Genomic DNA, 19,628 nt, shown 5'->3' with positions numbered 1-19,628 from the left:
CTGGAACAGCCCTGGGCAGCGTGCCTGCCTCCGCCGCGAGGAGGAGGGAACCGGAGCTCAGCGGGTCTCGCGGTGCTCCGTGTGCGTGCGGCAGTTCGGGCAGAACTTGCGCAGCTCAAGACGGTCGGGGTCGTTCCGCCGGTTCTTGCGCGTGATGTAGTTGCGGTGCTTGCACACCTGACACGCCATTGTGATCTTCGGACGAACGTCGGTGGCAGCCACGGCGAGATGCCTCTTCCTGTCTCGAATGCTTACAAGCCAAGGGGCCGCGACTCACCAGACCCCTGAGGGTGAAACGGTGCGCCACGACCCGATGGTAGCGGTGGCCGGACTTGAACCGGCGACACAGCGATTATGAGCCGCTTGCTCTGCCAGACNGAGCTACACCGCCATGACGGATCACCGGCGAGCGAGGATCCGAAGACAGTATAAGCGGACGTACCACCCACTGCCGATCACGATCCCGCCCGGCACCGGACCGCCTGAGCCCCTTTACGGAATCGAACCGTAGACCTTCTCCTTACCATGGAGACGCTCTGCCGACTGAGCTAAAGGGGCGCGTTCGCGGTGCTCACCATACACGACTCCGGCCACTCCGTGACGGGCACCCTCCATCAATTTGTCGTGTGACGCCGGCCGCCCCGCCTCCCCGGCGAGCCCCCCGCCGACGGCCGCGCGCCCCGGGGCCCGCCGNGGACAGATCGGTACGCGAGGTACCGCTGTCACCACGACGGACCAGACCGGATCGAAACTCACGAGACGGTTACGGACCCGGGCGCCCGCGACAGCGAACCCGACACGCCTCCCGCGTCGATAGCTGTAAGTAATCGCATGAGTGCCTAGCGTGTGGCGCGGCTCACCGGATGCGCGCCCTTAAGGACGCCACTGCAGCCGCCGCCGCGCCGCCCAGCATCGAGGTCTGCTCATGCCGCTCACCCACAGTCACTCCCGAGACCCTCTACCCACGGATGCGGCGTCCATCGTTGCCCGTGGACCGCGGCTGGGCCAGCCAGCGGCCCCGCAACCGCCCTCGCCGAACGGACTACCCGTCCCAGCCGGCACGTCGCTCCCGCCGGGAACCTCCTTCGCCACGCTGCTCGCGGCCTTCCAGAACGGCCCGGAGCACCGGGACCAGGCCGCGGGGACCCGGCCCCCGCAGGCCGCCCCTGACGGGGCATGCCTGCCGTACCGCCAGCAGGCGGAGGTCGACCGGACCGGGAGCGAACGGGCCGAGAAGCCCCCGACGGACATCGACCGGACGAACCTCGACCCGAGCGAGATCGACCCGAGCGAGATCGAGCGCTCGGGGGCGGCCTGGCGGCGGCGCAACGCAACCCGCTTCTCGACCCGCGTACTCGGAGCGGCGACAGTCGCCGTGACCGCGGTCGCCCTGTCCGCGACGACTGCGCAGGCTGTGCCCCTGCCAGCGGCGACGACCCTGCCCGCACCAACCGCCCCCGCGGTACCGACGGACTCGGCCGCGGCCACCCAACCGGCCGCGGCCTCCGGCGCTTCCGCGCAGCCTGCTCCGTCCGACCAGGCCACCCCGTCCGACCAGGCCACCCCGCCCGCGCTGGCCGACCCGGGGGCGCCGATCGCGGTGGTCGTCCCTCCCCCGGCCGCGGATGCCGGTGCGGCACCGGACTCCGGCCAGCCAGCGGAACCGGCGCCGGCACCCGTCCCGATGGCGCAGCCGTCCCCCGCCTGGCCGAAGGGCATCGACATCGCCTCCTGGCAACATCCGGGATCGGCCCCGATCGACTGGAACGCGGTCAAGGCCTCGGGGGTGAGTTTCGCGATCGTGAAGGCCACCGAGGGCACCAACTACACGAACCCGCATTTCGTCGCTGACCGCGACGCCGCCCAGAAGGCCGGCCTCACCGTGGGGGCCTACCACTACGCGCGCCCGGCGGCCCCGATCTCCACCGCTGTCGACCAGGCCCGGCACTTCCTCGCCGTCAGCGGCCTGACCCGCACGGCAGGGCATCTCGCGCCCGTCCTCGATCTCGAGACGACCGGCGGCCTCGACCCGGTGGCCCTCGCGGCCTGGGCCCGGGCGTTCCTGGAGGAGGTCGAGACCCAGACGGGCCNGGCGCCCATCCTTTACACCTACCGCTCCTTCTGGACGAACCAGATGGCGGACACGAAAGCCTTCGCCCGCTACCCCTTCTGGTTCGCGATCTACAACAAGGAGGCCACACCCGGCTGGCTGCCGGGCGGCTGGCCCGGCTGGGCGCTGTGGCAGTACACCTCGACGGGCGTGGTACCCGGCATCATCGGGAGCGTCGACATGAACGTCGTGTGCTGCTCGGCGTCCGCCCTCGTCGGCCTCGGCGACGGGTTGCAGTCCGAGATCGACAAGCGGTTCGCCACCGCCGGCCTCATGCAGCTCGCGCTGGGAACCCCGACCGGCCTGGAGGTCGCGGCCGGTGGCGGCGGGCGCTGGCGGCCGTTCAGCAACGGCCTGCTCTTCTGGTCCGTCGAGACCGGATCACGTGCGCTGCACGGTGAGGTGGCCAGGAAGTACCTGGCGCTGGGTGGCAGCAACAGCTTCCTGAAGCGGCCGCTGAGCGACGTGGAGTGGGCCTCGGCGCCCGGGGCCCATCAGGCGATGTTCCAGGGGGGCTGGATCTACTGGCACCCGACGACCGGCGCGCACGAGGTGCACGGCCAGATCCTGCGCCGATACCTGGAGCTGGGCGGTTCCGCGTCGCCCCTGGGGCTGCCCCTGACGGACGAGTACTCGGTGCCGGGCGGCCGGGAGAGCACCTTCCAGTTCGGCAGACTGCGCTGGACCGCGGCGACCAACTCCGTCGAGCAGCTTCCCCCGGCCCTGGTTCCCTGAGCCGGCGGGAACCGCCTCCCGGCCGCCGGCGCCGGGTGCCAGCGGCGGCGCGGCGCCGGCGGACAGCGCGGCTTCAGAAGACGGGAGTGACGAGCCCTGACGCTGGGTATCTGACCCCGAGTGCGGCGGAGTGTGTCCGCTTGGATACAGGCAGCAGCGCCGCAGCCGGGAGGATCAGATGGCAGACCTGCGGCAGGCACGCACCAGAAGCACCCCGGACGGCTGGCTGATCTTCGCGGCCGTCATCATGTTCATAGTCGGTTTCCACAACCTCATCTACGGCATCGCGGCCCTCCGCGACTACGTCGTGGTCGTCAACAACCTCACCACCACCACCAGCGGCGATGCGGTGATCTACGCCAACACCACCTTCTGGGGCTGGCTCTGGATCGCGGTCGGCATCATCGAGATGGGCATCGCGTTCGGGATCGCGGCCGGAAACGAACTGGCCCGGTGGGTCGGTATCGTCGTCGCCGCGCTGAACGCGATCGGCCAGCTGGCCTTCCTCGCGGCCTTCCCCGTCTGGTCCGTGATCATCATCGCGATCGACATCCTGGTGATCTACGCGCTGGCCACCTATCCGACCAGGGTCCGGGCGAGTGCCGGCGTCGAGCCCTACCCGAGCGACCGCCCCGGCGCGGCGCGTCCGGCCTCGGCCCGCGCCCGCACCGGCGCCCTCGCCGGCGGCGGCACCCGCGGCGGTGCGGATGCCGGCGGCCCCGACTTCTTCGAACCCACCGCGGGCTCGGGTTCGGCGGGCCAGGCACGCCAGACCGGCGCCGAAGGCGGGTACCGGGGCGACTCCGGCTACCGGGCCGGAGCGGACCGCGGTGGCGACCCCGGCTACCAGGAGAGCGGCCCCGGGGACGCCGGCTACCGGGACAGCGGCTACCGGGACAGCGCTCCGCCGAGCGCCGGCTACCGGGATCCCGGCGGGGACACCGGTTACCCGGGCGGCGAGGGCACTGCACCAACAGGACGATGACCCCATGACCGCCGGGGCCGCCGCGGACCTGTCACCGCGGCGGCCCCGGCACGACCTGAGCGCGCCATTCCCGGCATTGCCGAACGAAGTCGGCGAGATGCTCGGCCGCGAAGCGGGCCGGGTCCCAGTCCGCCGGGAGCACCTGCGGATCAGGGAGCCCTCGCCACAGGTAGGCGACCGCGTGACCGCCACCCACCAGTGGGATCTCCCGCGCCTCGTAGTGTGCGCCCTCGAACAGGTCGAGCAGCTCCCGTTCGGCCCCGGTGAGGTCGTGCAGGCAGCTACCCGCGCAGGCGACGTCACGCTGGGCGGGGACCAGCCCCGGGTAGCTGCGGCCCCGTAGGGCGGCCGCCCGCCAACCGGCGACCGCCGCCGAGGTCGTGGCCGGGCGCCGCGAGAGCAGGGTCTCCACAACCTCGGGGAACCGCAGGGTTCCGTAGACGAACAGCGGCGGCGCGCCCGCCCCACCGGCCCGGGATCCGCAGCCGGTGCCAGTGCCGGTGCCGGGTTCCCGGCCGGCCCCGTCAGCCCGCCGTGTCAAGGTCGGCCCGGGTGAGTACCGGACGCAGCGTCAGACCCAGCTCGGCCAGCCGCTCCCGGCCACCCTCCTGCCGATCGATCACGCACAGGACGTCCTCGACGACCGCACCCTGCGCGCGCAGGACCCGAGTCGCGTCCAGCACGGCGCCGCCGCTGGTCACGACGTCCTCGACCAGCACGATCCGCCGGCCCGCCACCTCCCCGCCCTCGGCCACGCGCCGGGTGCCGTACTCCTTGGCCTTCTTCCGGACGAATCGGGCCGGAAGCCCGGTGCGCGCGGAGAGCAGGGTCGCCAGCGGAACGCCGCCCAGCTCCAGCCCGGCGAGAAGGTCGGTGCCGGCGGGGAGCTGCTCGGCCATCGCGGCGACTATGTCGGCGAGCAGGGCGGGCTCCGCCTCGAACAGGTACTTGTCGAAGTACTCCGTACTCGTACGGCCCGACCGCAGGACGAAAGTACCGGTCAGATGGGACGCCGCCCGGACCCGGACGGCGAGTGCGTCGATGTCGGCCACATCGGCGACTCTACGGACCGCCCGAACGGGCCGGTGGCGGGTCGCGGCACCAGGAAGGCAGGCGGGTCCGCCCCGCGGACATGACGCAGGCCCCGGAGATCACTCCGGGGCCTGCGTCGCAGCATGTTCCCCGGCTTCGCCGGGGTGGTGGCAGGTGATGGATTCGAACCGCCATCATGGCGGCATGCACTTTTTTCACGTGACCTCGACTGCCAATCGCAAGTCGGTGTCGACGCACGGGCTTGATTGGTCGCGGATGGGCAGTGCCCGCGGCATCGCCGGCAGTCGCGGGCCAGAGGTTGCCGGGGTATTCCTCTGCCGGGACGAGTTTGAGGCGGACTGGTTCGTCCGCCTCAATAACACCGGTGGCCCTGTCGATGTGTGGGAGGTCGACGGCACCTCCTTCGACGATCTGGAAGAGTCGCCGAACGGATATGTCTACCTTCCCCATCCAATTCCGGCAGGCCGTCTGACGCTGACCCGGCGCGATCTCCTGCCCGGGACGCATCCCGAGACTCTGGGCTGAGCTGGTCTCCTCCGTCGGTCGGGCAGGCCCCGCCCCACCTCGGGTTCTCTCGGTCATGCAAGGGCATCGCTACCGAACAGATGTTCCCCACTCCTCCAGAGAGAGGGCCGGGGTCCGGGGCGTAGCTCTTCACACGAACGGCCGGTGTCTGCGAGAGGTGCCGGCCGTTTCGCGTTGCTGGCGCGGCCCGCAGGTTCGGCGACCAGTTCCGCCAGTAGCNCATCAAGAGCCTCGTCGGAGGCGCAGATCACCCACCGGCCAGCGGCGGCATCGGCCATGGCCTCGTCGAAGGCGCGTGCCGTCTCGGCGTCGGGGCGTCTGCCCACTCGTGCGGTTCCGGTACCGGATACGGGAGGTCAGCGGGATGCGTCATGGCCCGCCACCGTCCCTTGAACGTCGTTCTGCACGCAGGAGCGTCCGGCGGACGCAAACGCAGGGTTGTCCGACGGACGCCGGAACATGCCAGCAAGTGCCTGGGGATACGGGACGGCCCGGCGAGGCCATCGTTCGTCCGTACTCTGGACTCCAGCATCGCCCCTGCCTCGGGAGGTCTTCATGAGCGGCCCCTCCACCCCGGACCACGCCCCTTACCTGCTACCAAGGCCTCACCTGTCGGTCGAGGTGCTGCTTGCAGCGAAAAACACTCAGCCGATCCGCTCCCTGGATGACCTGGCTGCCGACACCTTCGAATCGGATGAGGAGCTGGAGGAGTTCCTGGCCTTCACTCGCGCCGAGCGGCACCGTGACGTCGCCTGAGTCGCCATCATGCAGCCCGTCATCCTCGACACCGATGTCGCCTCACTCTCCCACAAGCGCAGGCTTCCGGGGCCGCTGGCCACCCGGCTCATCGGCCGCCGGCCACTGATCACTTTCGTGACCTATGGCGAGTTGGCCAAGTGGACCGAGATCCGCCACTGGGGCACCCGCAGCCGCCAGGAACTCGCCGACTGGCTCTCCGGCATCGCAGTGCTGCCCGGTGATGAGGTCGTCGCCGGAACCTGGGGACGCCTGTCGGCTGCGGGTGTCCAGCGCGGGCGCCCGCGGCCGATCAACGACATGTGGATCGCGGCCTGCGCCCTCACCTACGATCTCCCGCTGGCCACCCTCAACATCAAGGACTACGAGGACTTCCAGGCTCACCATGGCCTTCGCCTCCTTGGTATCGATTAACTCTCCCGCGCTCTGCGGATGGTCGCGTGAACCAGTTTTGGTGCGACTCCACACGACGGGGAGTTCCACATATAGCCAGATAGTCACACCCTCATTTTCCTCGCTAGGGGTTGTAGCCCAGCCCTTTGGCAATTCCTTCAAGGTCTTCGATATTTGTCAAGCTTGATGCAATCGAAAGCATACTTAGAGCCAATCCATGCAGTATCTTGCCCCGATCATCGAGATTGGAGCCCTGCACACTTTCGAGTACCTTATGCGCGTCGTTCGCCAGAGTTTTTGCGCTAGGCCCGATGGTGCCAGCGTGGAAAAATATTTCATCTTGAAATCCCATGGCAGGAATTATGTGCTCGAAGACGCGCCCTCGTCTGCNAGTCCGGCCAGGCTGGCGCGACCGCGACACGAAATGACCCGCTTCGTCCCGGAATTTTTCGAGTGTCAGGGTGCGCGACAGGTCGGGGTTGCCAGCCCGACCGCTGGTTCACGTCACGGCTAGCCGGTAGCTAAGAACAGACCGGTGACCCGCCATGACGATGTCGGCAGGCTCCACTGGCTTTTCCTTCACCCGGTAGGTGCGTTTCATCGTCAGAACCGAGACGCCCGGCGGCAGTTCCAGTACGCCCACCTCCTCCACCGTCGGGGGACGGGACTCAATTTCTTCCTCGACCGAGTCGATGCGTTGACCAATCAGGTCGAAGCGGGCGACAACCCCTACCGCGGCGCCGCCCGCCGGCAACTCGATTGGCGTTCCCGCAGTGAGTGCTGCCGGTTCCCGCCGCGCCAACCACGGACCGGCGCAGCGCTGCCGAATGGCACCGACAGCCGAACCCAAGAGCACGCACCTGGCGGGGGTCCTCGCCTGGCTGGAGGGCCACACACGGCCGGTATCCGACCTGGCGGACGCTCAGGTCGCCCGCGCCGCTCTGGACCGTCTCACCAGGAAGCTGGATGGCAAGCCGGCCGACGCGAACACGATCGCGCGGAAGCGGGCTGTGTTCTTCGGCGCCCTGGACTACGCGGTTGAGCGCAGGGACCTGGAGGCCAACCCGCTCATAGGGCTGAAGTGGACTCCCCCGAAGCAGGTGGAGCAGGTCGACCGGCGGGTGGTGTGCAAACACGGGCAGGCACGCGCCCTACTCGCCGCGGTTCGCCGTCGGGGNGAGACGGGCCGGCGCCTGGTGGCCTACTACGCCACGGCCTACTACGCGGGGTTGCGGCCTGGCGAGAGCAACGCACTCGGTGAGGACACGGTGGAGCTCCCCGCGCCGGACGCTGTCGATCAGTGGGGGTGCTCCGCCTGGGGACATCGCGGCCGTTCACCAGCTCCGGTTGGCTCGACGCCCCGGCGGGCGGCACCGAGTCACTCCCGCCCGCCAGCTCAAGCATCGGGCCCTGGGCGACACGCGGCCGGTTCCTGCCTGTCCTCTTCTGGTCACGATCCTTCGGGAGCACATCGAAGAGTTCGGGTTCGCTCCTGACGGAGGTCGCGGAGTGGGCTGGTCACAGTGTCGCGGTGCTGCTGCGCGTCTACGCGAAGTGCGTCGATGGTGACGATGTGGCGGCCCGCAAGCGGATCGATGCCGCTCTCGCGGCCGATGGGGGCCGGTGAGCGTGTCCACGCATTGTCCACGATCAGCCGGGGACGACCACGATCAGGCGGGAGTGGCCGGGAACATGGAACAGGCCCCGGAGCTCTCTCCAGGGCCTGCGTCGCAGCATGTTCCCCGGCTTCGCCGGGGTGGTGGCAGGTGATGGATTCGAACCATCGTAGGCTGAGCCGACGGTTTTACAGACCGCTCCCTTTGGCCGCTCGGGCAACCTGCCGTACTCGGCAAGCATACCGGTTGCTGGAAGCAGGCTGACAGGAGGGTCCCCCAGACATCCGGGCCGGCGGCCCTCCCCTGTCGCACCGGCCCGCCGCCCGCATCCAACGACTCGATCCAGGAGGTCCNCACCCGTGGCAGATCCGTCCTTCGACATCGTCAGCAAGGTCGACACCCAGGAGATCGACAACGCCGTCAACCAGACGGCGAAGGAGATCAAGACCCGGTTCGACTTCCGCGACACCGGCGCGTCCGCGGCGCTGTCCGGGGAGGCGATCCTGCTGCAGGCCAACAGCGAGGAGCGGGTCAAGGCTGTCCTGGACGTGCTCCAGGAGAAGTGTGTGAAGCGCGGCATCTCGCTCAAGTCGTTGGAGTACGACGAGCCGCGGCAGTCGGGCAAGGAGTTCCGGCTGACCGTCACCGTGCAGCAGGGCATCGCGGACGACAAGGCCAAGGCGATCGCGAAGAAGATCCGCGCGGACGGGCCCAAGGGGGTCCAGGCGCAGATCCAGGGTGACCAGCTCCGGGTGACCGGCAAGAAGCGGGACGACCTGCAGCGTGTCATCCAGCTCCTCAAGGCCGAGGACTTNGAGGTTCCGCTGCAGTTCGTCAACTACCGCTGACCGCCGGATCCGCGGGCCCGCCCGGGGTCCGGGGATCGGGTCCGGGGACGCACGTTCACCTCGGGCAGGGTGGGATTGTTTCCCCGGCAACTTTCCGCTCCGGACGGCCAGCCCGGGCGATGTCCATTTCACCCGCACCTGCACGATAAGAGGCACGTGCACGGATTCAGCCGACGAACGATCCAGACAGACCTTCGGAGACACCCCGAAAAGGTGCACCCCGCCCGATGGGGGGTTTCGGGCGGGGTGCGGGCGGCGGAACCTGGGGGGTACGCTCCGCCGCTGTCTGGGAGCTTTGAGCGTACCTGCATTCGAGCGCTCTGGCGTGCCTTCCACGGGTCCTGAATTTGACGGCGGTGACATCCGCGCGTCCGACCCGCGACACTTTCAGGCCAGCGACGGGTTCGGGCCCGGTCACGGCGGCGGGCCCGAGCCCGCCAGGCGCGCCACTACCGATACGGGTTCATCCGGGCCCGCTGCTCCAGCCGGGCGATTCGCTCGGCAATCGGTGGGTGCGTCGAGAACAGCCGACCGACGCCACCTGCCCGGAACGGATTCGCGATCATCAGCGCGGCCGCGGGGCCAAGGCGGGAGTTCGCGGGCAGCGGCCGGGCCGCCGTCCCCTGCTCCAGCTTGCGCAGCGCGCTGGCCAGGCCCAGCGGGTCGCCGGTGAGCGTGGCCCCGGAGTCATCGGCCTGGTATTCGCGGGCCCGGCCGATCGCCAGCTGGATGATGGTGGCGGCTACCGGCCCGACGATGATCAGGGCAAGCATCTCCACAATGCCCGGACCGTCTTCGTCCCGACCACCCCCAAAGAACGCGAAGAACTGCATCATGTTCGCTATGTAAACGATGATCCCGGCCAGCGCACCCGCGACCGACGCGATCAAAATGTCCCGGTTGTAGACATGGCTCAGCTCGTGGCCCAGCACCCCGCGCAGTTCACGGTCGTCCATGATCTGCAGAATTCCCTCGGTGCAGCACACGGCGGCGTTACGTGGGTTCCGACCGGTGGCGAAGGCGTTCGGCGAGGACGTGGGGCTCAGATAGAGCCTCGGCATCGGCATCCGCGCCCTGGTCGCGAGCTCCTGGACGATTGCGTAGAGCCGGGGCTGCTGTACCTGGCTGACCGGGTAGGCGCGCATCGCCCGCAGGGCTATGCGGTCCGAGTAGAAGTAGGAGAAGCCGTTCATCGCGAGGGCGACAACGACCGCGATCACCAGCCCGCCCCTGCCGAACAGCGAACCGGCCCACACGATCACAGCGGAGAGCACGCCGAGTAGAAGGGCCGTCTTCAGCCCGTTGAGACTGCGATGAGGCATGGCTGTCGCGCATCCGTCCTGTCGACCCGTTGCGACTGCATCAACGAAGGAGCTGACACTCCCTGTTCCCCGCGGTGTTCCCGGTGGTGACCCGGCCACGCCGCACCCGACGGGCAGCCGGGCTCCCGGTACCCGGCCCGGGTGGCACCCGGTTCACCGGCGGGCGACGGCCGAACGCAGGGCGGCAGCGACGTCCGGAGCAAGCAGCCCGGCGCTCTGGAGGCTGTCGGCGGTGAGGACGGCCAGCGTGGCGTACACGTCGGCGAGGTCGGCGTCCAACCGCGACAGCTCCGCCGACTGGGCCCTGACGGTGCCGACGTCGCCGCGCCGGACCGGACCGGTCATCGCGTGCTCGCCGTGCGCCAGCGCGTTCTCCAGTGACGCGCGCAGGAGCGGGCCGAGAGCGCCCGCCGGATCCGGCACCCCCGCGGTGGCGGCGAGCCGCCCGGCCGCCGTCGCGAGGGTCGCGAGGAAGTTGCCCCCGAGCACCAGCGAGGCGTGGTAGATCACCCGCATCTCCTCCGGGATGATCGCGACCCGGCCGCCGAGGTCGGCGACGAGGCCGCGCGCCGCTTCCTCCGCGGCGGAGTCGCCCGGCGCGGTGGTCACCCCGAAGGTCGTCCCGGCCAGCCGGCCGGCGTCACCCGGCCCACCCGTCAGGGTCATGATCGGATGCAGCGCGACNGGGTGGGCGCCCACGGCCGCCACCGGCCCGAGGGGCCCGATCCCGTGCCGCCCGCTCAGATGCGCGACGAGTGGTGCGGGCACTCGGGCGACGCCGCGCGCGATCCGCGCCGCCACCTCTTCTATGCGGTCGTCCGGCACGGCGAGCAGGATCACGTCGGCCAGCGCGGCGGCCTCGGCCGGAGTGGCTCCCGCGACCGCCGCCGGGAAGAACGCGGCTGCTCGGTCTCGGCCGGCTGGCGACCTCGCGTGGAACGACCGCACCGGGTGGCCGGCGGACTCCAGTGCCCGACCCAGCGCCATACCGGCCCGACCCGGCCCGATGATCGACACCGAGCTGCCCGCAGGCTGCCGCTCCGCGCCCATGTGTAGTCCTCCCACCGCTGTGCGTCGACGCACCGGCTGCACGCCGACACACCACTGTGACCGTGCCGACCACGGCCACCGCCGGCAATCCAATCGGCCGAGTGGCAAAGGCGACAGTCGAGTTCCCACGGGCGACCGATCGGCGCGTGCGGAGCCGACCGCCACCCGCTCTTCTCGCGCCGTGATTCACGTTGCGCCCTGTCGAACCGCAACCACCCCGGCGTAGTCGGCCATCTCCCCGTGGTCGGGTCATCTCCGCGCGGCGCCGTTACGGCGTTCCGTGCACGGCTGGTACCCAGGGGATGCATCCCGACGGTGCCACCCCCTGTCGTTCCACCCGAATTGGTGGGTACCCGTCACGACCCGGCCCCAGCTAAAGCCGTCCGCGGATGCCGGAAGTCCGCGCACGTATCCGGCGCACTCCTGGAATACAGTCGGGTGGGCGGTGGACGCGCGGCTGGGAGGGCCGGCGCGATACCACCACCGGGCCGCGTGGTCGTTTCCGCGACAACGCCGGTATGCCGATCGCGGAGCGGAGGTCAGCTGAATACTTCCTCCGCTGGGCATACCTGCCCCGGCCAGGGTGGCGGCCGTCGGCGGGCCGCTGCCCCGCGCCCGCCGTTGTCCGGCCGTCCGGCAAGGCACGAGGCAGACCCGCTACCGGCCCGGGTGTCCGACTGCGGACACCCGTCGGGGGTCCCGCGAGCGGGTGACGTCGGACGTTGCTCACCATGCGGGTGGAGAAGAGCGCCGCCGCGCCCGTCGGCCACGGAGGTCACGCGTTCGGTGTCCAGCGTGTTGCGGCCCGGAGTCCACGCCTGTCGGAGCATGATCGACCACGCCTCGCCGGGGGTTCGACAGACCAGTTCCACGGCGCCGCGACCGATACCAGAAAACGCATACCGCAACCAGTCACGCACGGCCAGCAAGGGGAACCTGGTCGGGATAATCCGGCCGCAAGCCACGACGCGACGCCCTTCCCGCCGTCGCAAGGCGGCACGATCCTCGTGCCGTATTGAGCCGCCCGGTACGCTGGGGTGGTACCTGAGGAGGTTACTTAAGGTGTCTGAGCAGGTCAGGGAGAGGGAGACCCGCCGGCTCGACCGGGTCGTCGTGCGGTTCGCCGGCGACTCCGGCGACGGTATGCAGCTCACCGGAGAACAGTTCACGAGCGAGACGGCGGCATTCGGCAACGATCTTTCCACGCTTCCGGACTTTCCCGCGGAAATCCGGGCGCCAGCCGGCACACCGGCCGGAGTTTCTGGCTTCCAGCTACATTTCTCCGATCACGATATTCTTACCCCCGGCGACGCGCCGGACGTGCTGGTGGCGATGAACCCGGCCGCGTTGAAGGCGAATCTCAAGGATCTGCCACCCGGCGCCGACCTGATCGTCAACACCGACGCGTTCACCGGTGGCAACCTCAAGAAGGCCGGCTACGCCACCGACCCGCTCACGGACGGCACGCTCGACAGCTACACCGTCCACCGCGTCCCGCTGACGTCCATGACGATCAACGCGGTCCACGCGGCCGAGGGCGTCGGCGGCTCGGTCAACAAGAAGGAGGCCGAGCGGGCGAAGAACATGTTCGCGCTCGGCCTGATGAGCTGGCTGTACCACCGGCCCACCGCCGGCACCGAGGGCTTCCTCAAGAAGAAGTTCGCGAAGCGGCCGGAGATCGCGGAAGCCAACATCGCCGCCTTCCGCGCCGGCTTCAACTACGGCGAGACCACCGAGTCGTTCTCGGTCACCTACGAGGTCGCCCCGGCCCGCATGCGGCAGGGGACCTACCGGCGGATCACCGGCAACATCGCGTTGTCCTACGGACTGATCGCGGCCGGCGAGCTCACGAAGCTGCCACTGTTCCTCGGTACCTACCNGATCACCCCGGCGTCGGACATCCTGCATGAGCTGAGCAAGCACAAGCAGTTCGGCATCCGGACCTTCCAGGCCGAGGACGAGATCGCCGGCATCGGCGCCGCGCTCGGCGCGGCCTTCGGTGGCGCGCTGGGTGTGACGACCACCTCGGGCCCGGGTGTCGCGCTCAAGAGCGAGACGATCGGCCTCGCGGTCAGCCTGGAGCTGCCGCTGCTGATCGTGGACATCCAGCGCGGCGGCCCGTCGACCGGACTGCCGACCAAGACGGAGCAGGCCGACCTGCTGCAGGCGATGTTCGGGCGCAACGGTGAGGCGCCGGTGCCGATCGTGGCGCCGCGATCGCCGGCGGACTGCTTCGACGCCGCCATCGAGGCCGCCCGGATCGCCACCAAGTACCGCACGCCGGTCTTCCTGCTCTCCGACGGCTACCTCGCGAACGGCTCCGAGCCGTGGCTGCTGCCGACCGGCGAGGACCTGCCGGATCTCACGGTGACCTTCACTACCGAGCCGAACCACACCGGTCCCAAGGGTCCCGAGTTCTGGCCCTACCAGCGCGACCCCGAGACGCTCGCGCGGCCGTGGGCCGTTCCGGGCACCCCGGGCCTCGAGCACCGGATCGGCGGTCTGGAGAAGGCCGACGGGTCGGGCAACATCTCCTACGACCCGGCGAACCATGACCGCATGGTGCGACTGCGGCAGGCGAAGGTCGACGGCATCGCCCGCGACATCGCGCCGCTGGAGGTCGACGACCCGTCCGGCATGGCGGACGTGCTCGTGCTCGGCTGGGGCTCGACCTTCGGACCGATCGCCGCGGGCTGCCGGCGGGTCCGCGCGAAGGGCCTGCACGTGGCCCAGGCCCACCTGCGCCACCTCAACCCGTTCCCGGCCAACACCGCCGAGGTCCTGCGTTCCTACGACAAGGTGCTGATCCCCGAGATGAACCTCGGCCAGCTCCGCACCTTGATCAGGTCGCAGTTCCTGGTGGACGCGATCGGGTACAACCAGGTCCGCGGACTGCCGTTCAAGGCCGCGGAACTCGCGGGCGTCTTGGAGGACGTGATCAACCAGTGACCGTGACAACGAACGGCAACGGGATTACCAACCGGCTCCTGGACCTGGTACCCGCCACGCCGACCCAGCTCACCCGTAAGGACTTCACCTCCGACCAGGAGGTCCGGTGGTGCCCGGGATGCGGTGACTACGCCATCCTGGCCACCGTCCAGGGCTTCCTGCCGGAGCTGGGCATCGCCCGGGAGAACATCGCGTTCATCTCGGGCATCGGCTGCTCCTCCCGCTTCCCGTACTACCTGCAGACCTACGGGATGCACTCCATCCACGGGCGCGCACCGGCGATCGCGACCGGCCTGGCCACCTCCCGGCCGGACCTGTCGGTGTGGGTGGTCACCGGGGACGGCGACGCCCTGTCCATCGGCGGGAACCACCTGCTCCACGCGATGCGCCGCAACGTCAACATCAAGATTCTGATGTTCAACAACAGGATCTACGGCCTGACCAAGGGGCAGTACTCGCCGACCTCCGAGGTCGGGAAGATCACGAAGTCGACCCCGTTCGGCTCGCTGGACCGTCCGTACAACCCGGCGTCGCTGGCACTGGGTGCGGAGGCGACCTTCGTCGCCCGGTCGATCGACTCGGACCGCGCCCACCTGACGTCGGTGCTGCGCGCCGCGGCGGAGCACCCGGGCACCGCGTTCGTCGAGATCTTCCAGAACTGCAACATCTTCAACGACGGCGCCTTCGAGCCGCTGAAGGACCGGACCACCCGCGACGACGTCACGCTGAAGCTGGTGGACGGCGAGCCGTTGCTCTTCGGGGCCGAGCGGGACAAGGGGATCCGGCGGTCGGCCTCCGGCGGCCTGGAGGTCTGCGCGGCGACGGACGAGGGCGTGCTCGTGCACGACGCGGCGAACCTGGACCCGAGCCAGGCGTTCGCGCTGTCCCGGCTGACCGGCGACTCGCACGGGGTCACCCCCATCGGCGTTTTCCGCAACGTCGACATGCCCACCTACGACGAGGCGCTCAACCAGCAGGTGGAGCAGGCCCGCACCAAGCAGGGCAAGGGCGACCTGCTCGGACTGATCTCCGGCAGCGACACCTGGACGATCAACTGACAGATCCGCGGCGCGGATGAGGAGGGCCGGGGTGACGGACTGTCACCCCGGCCTTCTCCGTCAGGTCCCGTAGGTCCCGTAGGTCCCGCGACGGGCACCGGCGGGATCATCCACCCCCAATTGCCCCATTAGGGGGTTAAACGCAGTAGTTGCGGCTTTCTGATCAGCATGCGGTATGGTGAACGCCGGTGGGGGTGCCGTGTGGCCCGGGGGGGCTCACAACACCGAAGCAGCGGAGGCGTAGTGCGGGGTTACGCAGCGCGGGGTCACCGAGCCGGTCACCGAGGCTCGTCGTCAGCCGGCAACGCCCGACGGCAGGTTCTGGCAGCCGCCGGCGGTCAGCATGGGTAGCCATTCCGCGGGGCGGCACAGCCGGGGAGCCGGCGGCGCCCGCGGTCGAGACGTTCCCGGCAGGGCTCCGCTTCCCCGGCAGGTGCCGGCCCCCGAACGCTCCTCGTTCGCCGAGCCCGCCCCGTTCGCCGAGCGCCCCCCGCTCCCGACCCGCGGCCAGCTGCCGAACCGGGCCCGGATCCCGATGCGCGATCAGACTCCGATGCGGGGTCAGATCCCGATGCGGGGGCAGGTCCCGGCCCGTGGCCACGCGCCGGAGCCCCGGCCGGGTCCCGCCCGGCCGGACACCCACGCTCCGCTGCCACGCGTGTCCCGAACCCGGGCACCGCAGCCCTCCGGTGAGGCACCCCGCTCAGGCTGGGTGAGCAGTGAGTGGAGCAGTGCTCCCTCCGCGAGCACCACCCCGATGCCGCGGCGCTTCCCGCCACCCCGGCCCTCCGTGCTCCCGCCCGGGGAGATCGACACGGTGACCGGCCCGCTGTCGATGAGCTCCTCGGCCGGAAGGTCATCCAGGCGAGACGGCTCGGGTTCCGCTGGCTTCGGTCGGGACTCAGCCCTCGGTCGGGACCGCGGCGATGCCGCCGGCAGCACGCGCTTCTCCGTGTTCGAGCCGGTCCGCCCGGTGGGCACGCTCCCGGGCGAGCCGGGCAGCGCCGACCGCGGGGCGGCCCGCGCCGACGGCACCCGCACCATCGCGGGCGGGCGCTCGGCCTCGGCCTCGCGGCAGGCCGGCACCAGATCACCCTCGTCGACGGGCCGGGGCGCGCACCGTGCCCCCGCCGCGCGCCGCACCCCGGGTCGGACCAGGATGGTCGTGGCGGGTACCGCATCCCTCGCGGGGCTCTCCGCGATCGTGACCGGGGTGGCCCTCACCGGCGAGACACCGGTGACCACCGCCGGGCCGACGACGGGCGCGACCCCGCTCATCCAGGTGGACGAGGCGCGCAACGCCTTCGGCTCGGAGGTCACGCCCGCCTCCCGGGGCAGTCGGGCGGAGCTGCCGCCCACCCTGGAGCCCTCGACCACATCCACTTCCGGCTCCGGCTCCGGCTCAGGTCGGGGCGCCGGCGGCACGGGATACGCCTACTCGGAGCCCCCCGCCCACTCGTCGGCCTACGTTCCGCAGGGCGCTGGGGCCCCGTTGCCGCAGGAGACGAGCGACGATCTCGCCGGCTACGAGATCCCCTTCGTACCGCTGAGTCCGCAGACCACGGCCACGCCTTCCCCGACCGGTGGGACGACCAGCACACCGGGTGGGAGCACCAGCACACCGGGTGGGCCCAGTTCGACCCCGAGCAGCCAGGCGGCGACCCCCGGCACGTCGACGACCAGGCCGGCCAGCCNCACGCAGACGGGGAGCACCACCTCGCCCACGTCGAAGCCGAGCTCGAAGCCGTCGACCGCCCGCCCGACCACGTCGGCGAGCCCGACGCCCAGGGCGACCGAGACCGCCGAGGATGACGGCTCGCTGCCGTTCAATCCGGAGCCGGTGGAGGTGACACCGATCTGGGATCTCGTCCTTCCGTCGGCCACCCTCTCCCCCGGCGGCGCCGCGAGCGACTAGCACCGGTGCGGCCCGACGCCGGGCGACTTTGACGGACTGAGGCCCGGGCCTCAGTCCGTCAAGCCCGGTTCCTCGGGCCTCAGCTGCTTGTCGGGCTCAGCTCGTGCGGTCGACGACGAAGTCAGCGAGGGATTCCAGCGCCACCTTCGCGGACCCGTCGGGCAGCGGCGCGAGGCAGTCGCGGGCCGCGGTCGACCAGCGGACCAGCTCGGCGCGCGCCCGGTCCATACCGGGATGTTCCCGCAGTACCTCCAGCGCCTCCGCCACCGCCGGCTCCGCCACACCGGACTTGGACCACGGGTTCGCGCCGAGCAGGTCGCGCAGCCGCCGGGCCCCGGCGTCCTCGCCCTGGAGCGCGTAGAGGACCGGCAGCGTCGGAATCCCCTCCCGCAGATCGGTTCCCGGGGTCTTCCCCGAGGTCTCCGTGGGCGATGAGAGGTCGATGAGGTCGTCCGAGAGCTGGAAGGCCACCCNGAAGCGCTCCCCGAAGGCGGCCAGGATGTCCGCGGTCGCCGGGTCGGCGCCGCTGAGCATGGCGCCGAGACGACCGGAGGTGGCGATCAGCGAGGCCGTCTTGTCGGTGATGACCCGCAGGTAGTGCTCGATGGGGTCCTGCCCGGGGCCGGGACCGACGGTCTCCCTGATCTGCCCCTCGCACAGGGTGGCGATGGTGCGCGCGAGGATGCGGGTCGCGGCCGGCCCCAGATCAGCCGTGATCTCGGAGGCGCGGGCGAACAGGAAGTCGCCGGTGAGGATCGCGACCGTGTTCGTCCAGCGGGCGTTCGCGGACGCCGCCCCCCGCCGCAGCGGCGCCTCGTCCATCACGTCGTCGTGGTACAGCGTCGAGAGGTGCGTCAGTTCGATCGCGACGGCGGCCGGCACCACACCGGCCGCGTCNGGGTCGGCGAACTGCGCCGCGAGCAGCACGACCATGGGCCGGAACCGCTTGCCGCCCGCGTCCACGAGATGCCGGGAGGCCTCGGTGACGAAGGAGAACTCGCTGTGGACGGAAACCCGCAGCATCTCCTCGACCGCCGCGAGGCCCATCCGGACAGCCTTCTCCAGATCAGGGTCGGCCCTGATCCCCATCACGTCCAGCCCGATAGCGCTCATACCGCCATCAGCGTACGAAGCCGGAAGTCGCGGCGGTGGTCGCGAGGTCGAGAAGTGGCTGTGGGACTACTCCCAGCAGAAGCGTCATAAGCGCTCCTATACCCACCGTCGCGAAGGTCAACGTCGGCCGGGTGACGACGACGGGACCTTCCGCCGGCGGCTCGGAGAAGAACATCACCACGATCACCCGGACGTAGAAGAAGGCCGCGATGGCGCTGCATACGAGCGCCACGACCACCAGCGGGGTCGCGTCACCGGCGATCGCAGCCTGGAAGACGGCGAACTTTCCGGTGAAACCGCTGGTCAGCGGGATCCCGGCGAGCGCGAGCAGCAGGAAGGCGAAGGTGCCGGCGAGCACCGGTGAGGTGCGGCCCACCCCCTGCCACTGGGACAGGTCACTGGCTTCACCGTCTCCGGTCCGGACCAGGGACACCACGGCGAACGCGGCGATGGTGGTGAAGCCGTAGGTCACCAGGTAGAACATCGCGCCGCGCAGGCCGTCGGTGTTCGAGCCGGCCATGCCGACCAGCAGGAAGCCGGCGTGCGCGACCGCCGAGTAGGCGAGCATCCGCTTGATGTCGCGCTGGGTGAGCGCGAGCACCGCGCCGACCACCATGGTGAGGATCGCCACCGCCCAGATCACCGGGCGCCAGTCCCACCGCATGCCACCGAAGGCCACGTAGAAGACCCGCAGCAGCGCGCCGAAGGCCGCGACCTTGGTGCCGGCGGCCATGAAGGCCGTGATCGGCGTCGGCGAGCCCTGGTAGACGTCCGGCGTCCAGGAGTGGAACGGAGCGGCACCGATCTTGAAGAACAGGCCGACGCCGATCAGAGCCAGCGAGAGGTAGAGGTAGGTGTCGTTCTGGCCGACCGTCCCGACGGCGTCCGCGACCCGGCCGAGCTCGACGCTGCCGGCGTAGCCGTAGGCGAACGCGACCCCGTACAGGAAGAAGGCTGAGGAGAAGGCACCGAGCAGGAAGTACTTCATCGCGGCTTCCTGCGACAGCAGCCGCCGGCGACGCGCGAGCCCGGCCAGCAGGTACAGCGGCAGCGACAGGATCTCCAGCGCCACGAACATCACCAGCAGGTTGTTCGAGGCGACGAAGAGCAGCATCCCGGTGACCGAGAAGACCATCAACGGGTACGCCTCGGTCTGCACCTCCGGGGAGGTGCGCTGCGCCGTGGAGCCCTTCGAGCCGN

The 19,628-nt window shown here is 70.2% G+C and carries 15 protein-coding genes, 3 tRNA genes and 8 pseudogenes; 10 read left to right on the top strand and 16 right to left on the bottom strand.

Going from position 1 to position 19,628, the window contains the following annotated elements; genetic code table 11:
* Positions 1 to 57: 57 nt before the first annotated feature.
* From rpmG to UG55_RS10245, 3 genes are all read right to left on the bottom strand, one after another.
* Positions 58 to 222 carry a 50S ribosomal protein L33 gene (rpmG, locus tag UG55_RS10255; RefSeq protein WP_006539112.1) on the bottom strand — a complete coding sequence of 55 codons (165 nt, stop codon included), beginning with the start codon at positions 220 to 222 and terminating at the stop codon, positions 58 to 60.
* A gap of 92 nt (positions 223 to 314) precedes the next feature.
* A tRNA-Met gene (locus tag UG55_RS10250) sits at positions 315 to 391 on the bottom strand.
* Between the two features lie 94 nt (positions 392 to 485).
* A tRNA-Thr gene (locus tag UG55_RS10245) sits at positions 486 to 558 on the bottom strand.
* Between the two features lie 736 nt (positions 559 to 1,294).
* On the opposite strand from UG55_RS10245, the pseudogene UG55_RS46940 reads away from it, so the two are divergent.
* The 3 genes and pseudogenes from UG55_RS46940 to UG55_RS35005 all read left to right on the top strand — a co-directional run.
* A pseudogene (locus UG55_RS46940) lies at positions 1,295 to 2,090 on the top strand (glycoside hydrolase family 25 protein); the annotation flags it as partial.
* A 1-nt stretch (position 2,091) separates the two neighbouring features.
* Positions 2,092 to 2,845 (top strand): GH25 family lysozyme (locus UG55_RS35010; protein ID WP_304440397.1); only part of this gene is annotated, 754 nt, incomplete at its 5' end.
* A 178-nt stretch (positions 2,846 to 3,023) separates the two neighbouring features.
* The gene (locus tag UG55_RS35005) at positions 3,024 to 3,830 is read left to right on the top strand and encodes a hypothetical protein (protein ID WP_066066294.1); all 807 of its coding nucleotides are present in this window, start codon (positions 3,024 to 3,026) and stop codon (positions 3,828 to 3,830) included.
* A 31-nt stretch (positions 3,831 to 3,861) separates the two neighbouring features.
* Here UG55_RS35005 and UG55_RS10230 read toward each other — a convergent pair whose 3' ends face one another.
* Positions 3,862 to 4,371: a gamma-glutamylcyclotransferase family protein gene (locus tag UG55_RS10230; RefSeq protein ID WP_083986627.1), complete on the bottom strand. Its 510-nt coding sequence runs from the start codon at positions 4,369 to 4,371 to the stop codon at positions 3,862 to 3,864.
* A complete protein-coding gene (pyrE, locus tag UG55_RS10225) occupies positions 4,355 to 4,882 on the bottom strand; it encodes an orotate phosphoribosyltransferase (RefSeq protein ID WP_066066291.1) in 528 nt (175 codons plus the stop codon). Before pyrE ends, UG55_RS10230 begins: the two co-directional genes overlap by 17 nt.
* Before the next feature lie 157 nt (positions 4,883 to 5,039).
* Here pyrE and UG55_RS10220 point away from each other — a divergent pair, with 157 nt between their 5' ends.
* The 3 genes from UG55_RS10220 (at position 5,040) to UG55_RS10210 (ending at position 6,578) form a co-directional block, all read left to right on the top strand.
* Positions 5,040 to 5,408: a hypothetical protein gene (locus UG55_RS10220; RefSeq protein ID WP_242424106.1), complete on the top strand. Its 369-nt coding sequence runs from the start codon at positions 5,040 to 5,042 to the stop codon at positions 5,406 to 5,408.
* Between the two features lie 555 nt (positions 5,409 to 5,963).
* Positions 5,964 to 6,164: a hypothetical protein gene (locus UG55_RS10215; protein ID WP_066066284.1), complete on the top strand. Its 201-nt coding sequence runs from the start codon at positions 5,964 to 5,966 to the stop codon at positions 6,162 to 6,164.
* Between the two features lie 9 nt (positions 6,165 to 6,173).
* Entirely contained in the window at positions 6,174 to 6,578 is a 405-nt protein-coding gene (locus UG55_RS10210; protein WP_066066282.1) for a type II toxin-antitoxin system VapC family toxin, read from the top strand.
* A 478-nt stretch (positions 6,579 to 7,056) separates the two neighbouring features.
* Here the strand turns inward: UG55_RS10210 and UG55_RS10205 are convergent, their stop codons facing one another.
* Both UG55_RS10205 and UG55_RS10195 read right to left on the bottom strand, forming a co-directional pair.
* On the bottom strand, positions 7,057 to 7,359 hold the full coding sequence (locus UG55_RS10205; RefSeq protein WP_242424105.1) for a UTRA domain-containing protein: 303 nt from the start codon (positions 7,357 to 7,359) through the stop codon (positions 7,057 to 7,059).
* A gap of 955 nt (positions 7,360 to 8,314) precedes the next feature.
* A tRNA-Tyr gene (locus UG55_RS10195) sits at positions 8,315 to 8,399 on the bottom strand.
* Positions 8,400 to 8,532: 133 nt separating this feature from the next.
* Here UG55_RS10195 and UG55_RS10190 point away from each other — a divergent pair.
* Positions 8,533 to 8,987: pseudogene (locus UG55_RS10190) on the top strand (YajQ family cyclic di-GMP-binding protein); the annotation flags it as partial.
* A 483-nt stretch (positions 8,988 to 9,470) separates the two neighbouring features.
* Here the strand turns inward: UG55_RS10190 and htpX are convergent.
* The 3 genes from htpX to UG55_RS34995 all read right to left on the bottom strand — a co-directional run.
* Positions 9,471 to 10,343, bottom strand: a complete 873-nt coding sequence (htpX, locus tag UG55_RS10185) for a zinc metalloprotease HtpX (RefSeq protein ID WP_066066271.1) — start codon at positions 10,341 to 10,343, stop codon at positions 9,471 to 9,473.
* Between the two features lie 153 nt (positions 10,344 to 10,496).
* Positions 10,497 to 11,009: a DUF2520 domain-containing protein gene (locus UG55_RS35000; protein WP_242424121.1), complete on the bottom strand. Its 513-nt coding sequence runs from the start codon at positions 11,007 to 11,009 to the stop codon at positions 10,497 to 10,499.
* Positions 11,010 to 11,028: 19 nt separating this feature from the next.
* Positions 11,029 to 11,393, bottom strand: a 365-nt coding sequence (locus tag UG55_RS34995) for an NAD(P)-binding domain-containing protein (RefSeq protein ID WP_255360458.1), incomplete at its 3' end; no start/stop codon positions are given.
* Between the two features lie 1,062 nt (positions 11,394 to 12,455).
* Between UG55_RS34995 and UG55_RS34990 the strand changes: the two are divergent.
* The 3 genes and pseudogenes from UG55_RS34990 to UG55_RS10170 form a co-directional block, all read left to right on the top strand.
* Positions 12,456 to 13,272 (top strand): annotated as a pseudogene (locus UG55_RS34990) (2-oxoacid:acceptor oxidoreductase family protein); the annotation flags it as partial.
* A gap of 1 nt (position 13,273) precedes the next feature.
* A pseudogene (locus tag UG55_RS34985) lies at positions 13,274 to 14,342 on the top strand (2-oxoglutarate ferredoxin oxidoreductase subunit alpha); the annotation flags it as partial.
* On the top strand, positions 14,339 to 15,400 hold the full coding sequence (locus tag UG55_RS10170) for a 2-oxoacid:ferredoxin oxidoreductase subunit beta (RefSeq protein ID WP_066066262.1): 1,062 nt from the start codon (positions 14,339 to 14,341) through the stop codon (positions 15,398 to 15,400). The pseudogene UG55_RS34985 and the gene UG55_RS10170, both read left to right, overlap by 4 nt.
* A 561-nt stretch (positions 15,401 to 15,961) precedes the next feature.
* On the opposite strand, the gene UG55_RS10165 is transcribed toward UG55_RS10170, so the two are convergent.
* From UG55_RS10165 to nuoN, 6 genes and pseudogenes are all read right to left on the bottom strand, one after another.
* On the bottom strand, positions 15,962 to 16,783 hold the full coding sequence (locus UG55_RS10165) for a hypothetical protein (RefSeq protein ID WP_066066259.1): 822 nt from the start codon (positions 16,781 to 16,783) through the stop codon (positions 15,962 to 15,964).
* Positions 16,784 to 17,095: 312 nt separating this feature from the next.
* Positions 17,096 to 17,284 (bottom strand): hypothetical protein (locus tag UG55_RS29895; protein WP_206779355.1); only part of this gene is annotated, 189 nt, incomplete at its 3' end.
* 127 nt (positions 17,285 to 17,411) lie between these two features.
* Positions 17,412 to 17,788: pseudogene (locus tag UG55_RS34980) on the bottom strand (polyprenyl synthetase family protein); the annotation flags it as partial.
* A 1-nt stretch (position 17,789) separates the two neighbouring features.
* A pseudogene (locus UG55_RS34975) lies at positions 17,790 to 18,212 on the bottom strand (polyprenyl synthetase family protein); the annotation flags it as partial.
* Position 18,213: 1 nt separating this feature from the next.
* Positions 18,214 to 18,428 (bottom strand): annotated as a pseudogene (locus UG55_RS34970) (polyprenyl synthetase family protein); the annotation flags it as partial.
* Between the two features lie 7 nt (positions 18,429 to 18,435).
* Positions 18,436 to 19,627: pseudogene (gene nuoN / locus UG55_RS10150) on the bottom strand (NADH-quinone oxidoreductase subunit NuoN); the annotation flags it as partial.
* Position 19,628: the final 1 nt, after the last annotated feature.

Source organism: Frankia sp. EI5c (assembly GCF_001636565.1).
GTDB lineage: Bacteria > Actinomycetota > Actinomycetes > Frankiales > Frankiaceae > Parafrankia.
The sequence above is the reverse complement of the archived record's forward strand: the minus strand, read 5'-3'. Positions and strand labels throughout refer to the sequence as shown.